Genomic DNA, 4,166 nt, shown 5'->3' on the forward strand with positions numbered 1-4,166 from the left:
ACGAACCGCACCCGCCGCCGCCTCCCGAGGAGCCGCCGCTGCTCCACCAGCTCTTGCGCCGCTTCGGGCGCCCGTCCGAGAGCCACACCTTGAAGCCCACGACGATGATGACCACTGCGATGGCCAGGACGACTTCCATCCTCTGCCCCCCGTTTCCTCTCCGTGCCGGTCGTGCCCCGACGATGCCCCGCGGCGGAGGCCGCCCAAGCCCGGTTTGAGCAACTTCAGAGGTTCGGCCGCACTCGGTCCGCGCTCAGCAGCGACGCAGGCTGCGCAGCAGCTCGTCGCACAGCGCCATCGTGGCGGTGTTGTCCGCCGCCGAGGCCGCCTGCGGGGTGCCGTTGGCGACCGCTTCCAGGAAGTGGCGCACCTCCCCGGCGAACCCCCGCAGGTACAGGTCCTGGTGGCCGCCGGAGGCGGGCGAGTTCACCGAGCGGACGACGACGGTGTCCTCGTCCATCTCCTGCCAGGCCTCACCGCGGCCCGGCTCGGCGCCTCGCGCGTGGTGGTGGGTGAGGGTGGTGAGGTTCTCGACCCGGGCGAAACCGCGCTGCCCCGTCACGGTGAGCTCCTCCTGCTCGCGGCTCCAGGCCGGCACCCCGGCGAGCGTGAGGTTGCCGATCACCCCGCTGCGGAACCGCAGCGTCGCCGCCATGCTGATGTCGGAGCCCCGGGAGTTGGTGTGCCCGGAGACCTCCGCCACCTCCCCGAACAGCCACCGGAGGAGGTCGACGACGTGGACGGCGCCGAACTTCACGTACGTGTCGTCCCGGAGCGTGTCCGTCCACGGGCTGAACGCGAAGAACGCGTGGAAGGACAGCACCCGCCCGAACGCCTCCTCGTCGGCCGTGAGCGCCGCCAGCCGCCGGTAGGCCGGGGCGTGGCGCTTCATGAACCCGACGGCCACACTGCGCCCGGCCCGCTCCGCGGTGTCCGCGACACGGCGGGCCTCCGCCTCGTCCAGGCCGAGCGGCTTCTCCGCGAAGACGTGGGCGCCGGCCCGCAGGCAGTCCTCGGTGACGGCGGCCTGGTCCTCGGGGGCGACGCTGACGAACACCGCGTCGAGGCCGTCCTCGGCGAGCATCCGCCGGTGGTCGCCGTGCCCGCGGGCCGCCCCGTGCAGGGCCGCGGCGCGGGCGGCCGCCGCGGCGTCGCGGGTGGCGATGCTCGTGAGCCGGCCGCCGGCGAGTGCGAGGGCGGGGTAGAGGTTGGCGCGGGCGTGCCGCCCGTGTCCGATGAAGCCGATCCGCAGGTCCTCGATGCGCCGGGTCATCGTCCGTCCCTCCTACAGGGCCTACAAGGGGGTGCCGGCCGCCCCGGGGAGGGGCGGCCGGTCCGTCGGGTCAGGCGTGCGCCGCGTACGCGGGCAGCACCACGTCGGCGATGAGCGCCTCGCGCTCCGCCAGGGGGATGAAGGCGCTCTCCAGCGCGTCGACGGTGACCGCGCGGAGGTCGTCGAGGGTCCAGCCGGCCTCGTCCACCAGCAGCGACATCTCGCGGGTCATGGACGTGCCGGACACGAGCCGGTTGTCGGTGTTCACGGTCACCCGGAAGCCGAGCTTCCGCAGTTCGGTGATCGGGTGGGTGGCGATCGACGCGGCTGCGCCGGTCTGGAGGTTGGAGGTGGGGCACATCTCCAGGGCGATCCGGCGGTCGCGTATCCAGGACGCCAGCGGCCCGGGCCGGCCGTCGACGATGTCGTCGGTGATGCGGACGCCGTGCCCGATGCGCAGGGCGCCGCAGGTCTGCACGGCCTGGTGGATGCTGGGCAGGCCGTGGGCCTCGCCGGCGTGGATGGTGAAGGGCACGCTCTCGGAGCGCAGGTGCGCGAACGCGGCCAGGTGGTCGGCCGGCGGGAAGCCGTCCTCGGCACCGGCGATGTCGAAGCCGACGACGCCGGCGTCCCGGTAGGCCACGGCCAGGTCGGCGATCTCGCGGGTCCGGTCGAACATGCGCATGCCGCACAGCAGGGTGCCGACCCGGACGGGGGTGCCGTCCGCGGCGGCCTTGGCCATGCCGGTGGCGAGCCCTTCCTGGACCGCCTCCACGACCTCGCCCAGGGTGAGCCCGCCGCGCACCATCAGCTCGGGCGCGTACCGCACCTCGCCGTAGACGACGCCGTCCGCGGCGAGGTCGAGGACGTACTCCTCGGCTGTCCGCAGCAGGCCCTCGCGGTGCTGCATCACGGCGAGGGTGTGCTCGAAGGTGCCGATGTACCGGACGAGGTCGCCGGAGCCGGCGGCCTCGACGTACCAGGCCGCGAGTTCGGCGGGGTCGGCGGTCGGCAGCCGGTGGCCGACGGACGCGGCGAGCTCGACCAGGGTCGCGGGGCGCAGGCCGCCGTCGAGGTGGTCGTGGAGCACGGCCTTGGGCAGCCGGGCGATGGTGTCGGGCGACAGGGAGGTGACGGTGCTGGTCATGCCTGGTTTCTCGGTGTGGCGACGGATCGCGGGGGACGGGCGCGCCGGGAAGGCCGGGGCCGCGTCCTGCAGGCCGGCGCACCCTCCTCGACGCGGTCAAGTTATACGTATTACGAACACGGGGCAAGAGTCGCCCCGGACACGGCGCGCCACGGCGGCCCGGCGGCCGCTCCGGCCGGCGCCGGCGCCGCGGCCCCTGCGTCCCGGCCGGTCACACCCACGTGTAGGTGGCGTCGGTGACGGCCTCCAGGGCCGCGTCGGCAACGGCGGCGCGGGGATGGGGGAGGGCGGCGAGGGCGCGCCCGATCGGCGGGAAGACGGGCAGCCCGGCGGTCTCGCGGTAGTCGACCCACTCGACCACCCCGACCTCGTGACCGCCGTCGGGGAGCTCGTCGACCTCCGTTTCGGCGAGGGTCGCGCGGACCCCAGGTTCGATGTGGAAGCGGTAGACGAGATGGAGCTTGCGCGGGGGAGGGGTGGGGCCGGGGCGGGAGACGCGCTGGTCGACCACCCAGAGCAGGTCGCCGCCCCGCGCCGCCGCCGTGTCCAGGAGCAGTTCCTCGGCGAGCTCCCGGCCGAGCGCGGCGACGAGGTCCTCGCCGTCCTCGACGTTGCCGCCGGGAAGGGTGTAATGGGTCGAGTCGGCGCGGTCGCGGCGGATCAGCGCGATGTCGTTTCCGCAGAACACCAGCCCCCCGACACGGATCTTGATGCGGGAGTAAGGGACTGCAGAGGCAGGGGAGTTCGTCATGGCACGAGTATCCCGGCAGGCCCGTCAGCCGGAGCTCACACGTCCCACCGGTCCCGGTACTGGATGTGGATCTCACGGCCGTTGGCGAGGATGCCGGCGTTCATGTACAGGCGGGTGCAGAAGTGCGGGCAGCGCCTGTGGGCCGGGGCGTGGCCCGGGCCCTCGCGGGCGACCTCGAGGAAGCGCTCCGCGGTGTCCCGGAACACCTTCGCGCTCCCCGTCACGAACAGGGTCTCGGCGTGCACGTGCTGGTGGAGCAGGTCGCGGTTCTCCCGGTGGTGGCGGGCGCCGTGGCCGGCCCCCGCGGCCCGAGCGCGCTCCGTTCCGGGCACTGCCACGGACGCGGGACGGCCGCGGCCGAGACGGCCGCGCAGCTGCTTCCAGCGGGACGGGGCGAACTGGAGCGAGTGGTGCAGCAGCACCAGGTCGAGCCGGCCGGCACAGGGGCCCGGTGCCTCGGGTACGGGAGACCGATCGGCTCGCAGGGGCAGGTGGAGCAGCGAGCGGGGCGAGCGGGCGGCGAGCAGCCAGAGGGCGGCGACGCTGCGCGCCGCGTCCTCGTCGAGGTAGGCGTCGACGTGCCGGTCGCGGTCGACGAGCGCCGCACGCGCCAGGGGCCTGGCGGGCCGGACCACCCTGAACTCCCGGGCCCCCAGGCGGGCCTCGTGGACGGTGACGGGCAGCTTCACCGGAACCCCGCCGTGGCGGGGCCACGGGCGGCGGCGCCGGCAGCCGCCCCCGCGAAGACCGCCGCCGAGGACGTACGTCGGACAGGCACGGAACCTCCAAGATCGACGGGGAGTCTCGCACAGGCCTCCCGGGGCCCGCGAACGGATTCCGTCCGGGGAGGCGCCGCCCGGCCCGGAGGCCGCCCCCCGCCCCTCGCGCGGGCCGGCGTACCGAAACCCTGTGCACAGCAGCCCGGTTGCGCCATCCTGGGCGAATGCGCCCTCTCCGCGGCACCGCCCCCACCGCGGCACGAACCGTACCGAAAC

Annotated in this window: 4 protein-coding genes; all 4 read right to left on the reverse strand. The window is 74.5% G+C overall.

The window, feature by feature from the left end; all coding sequences use genetic code 11:
- Window positions 1-253: 253 nt before the first annotated feature.
- The 4 genes from EF903_RS29570 to EF903_RS29585 all read right to left on the reverse strand — a co-directional run bounded on the left by EF903_RS29570 (window position 254) and on the right by EF903_RS29585 (window position 3,860).
- Window positions 254-1,273 carry a Gfo/Idh/MocA family protein gene (locus EF903_RS29570; RefSeq protein WP_125548072.1) on the reverse strand — a complete coding sequence of 340 codons (1,020 nt, stop codon included), beginning with the start codon at window positions 1,271-1,273 and terminating at the stop codon, window positions 254-256.
- A gap of 70 nt (window positions 1,274-1,343) precedes the next feature.
- Complete coding sequence (locus EF903_RS29575) at window positions 1,344-2,420, reverse strand: adenosine deaminase (protein WP_125548073.1); 1,077 nt, start codon at window positions 2,418-2,420, stop codon at window positions 1,344-1,346.
- Window positions 2,421-2,631: 211 nt separating this feature from the next.
- Window positions 2,632-3,171 carry an NUDIX domain-containing protein gene (locus tag EF903_RS29580; protein WP_125548074.1) on the reverse strand — a complete coding sequence of 180 codons (540 nt, stop codon included), beginning with the start codon at window positions 3,169-3,171 and terminating at the stop codon, window positions 2,632-2,634.
- 35 nt (window positions 3,172-3,206) lie between these two features.
- Window positions 3,207-3,860 carry a hypothetical protein gene (locus EF903_RS29585; RefSeq protein ID WP_125548075.1) on the reverse strand — a complete coding sequence of 218 codons (654 nt, stop codon included), beginning with the start codon at window positions 3,858-3,860 and terminating at the stop codon, window positions 3,207-3,209.
- Window positions 3,861-4,166 lie beyond the last annotated feature (306 nt).

This window comes from Streptomyces sp. WAC05292 (assembly GCF_003949955.1).
Lineage (GTDB): Bacteria > Actinomycetota > Actinomycetes > Streptomycetales > Streptomycetaceae > Streptomyces > Streptomyces globosus.

Bases quoted from the DNA above. Each gene is read 5' to 3' on its own strand.
- EF903_RS29570 (WP_125548072.1), bottom strand. From the start codon at position 1,273: ATGACCCGGCGCATCGAGGACCTGCGGATCGGCTTCATCGGACACGGG.
- EF903_RS29575 (WP_125548073.1), bottom strand. From the start codon at position 2,420: ATGACCAGCACCGTCACCTCCCTGTCGCCCGACACCATCGCCCGGCTG.
- EF903_RS29580 (WP_125548074.1), bottom strand. From the start codon at position 3,171: ATGACGAACTCCCCTGCCTCTGCAGTCCCTTACTCCCGCATCAAGATC.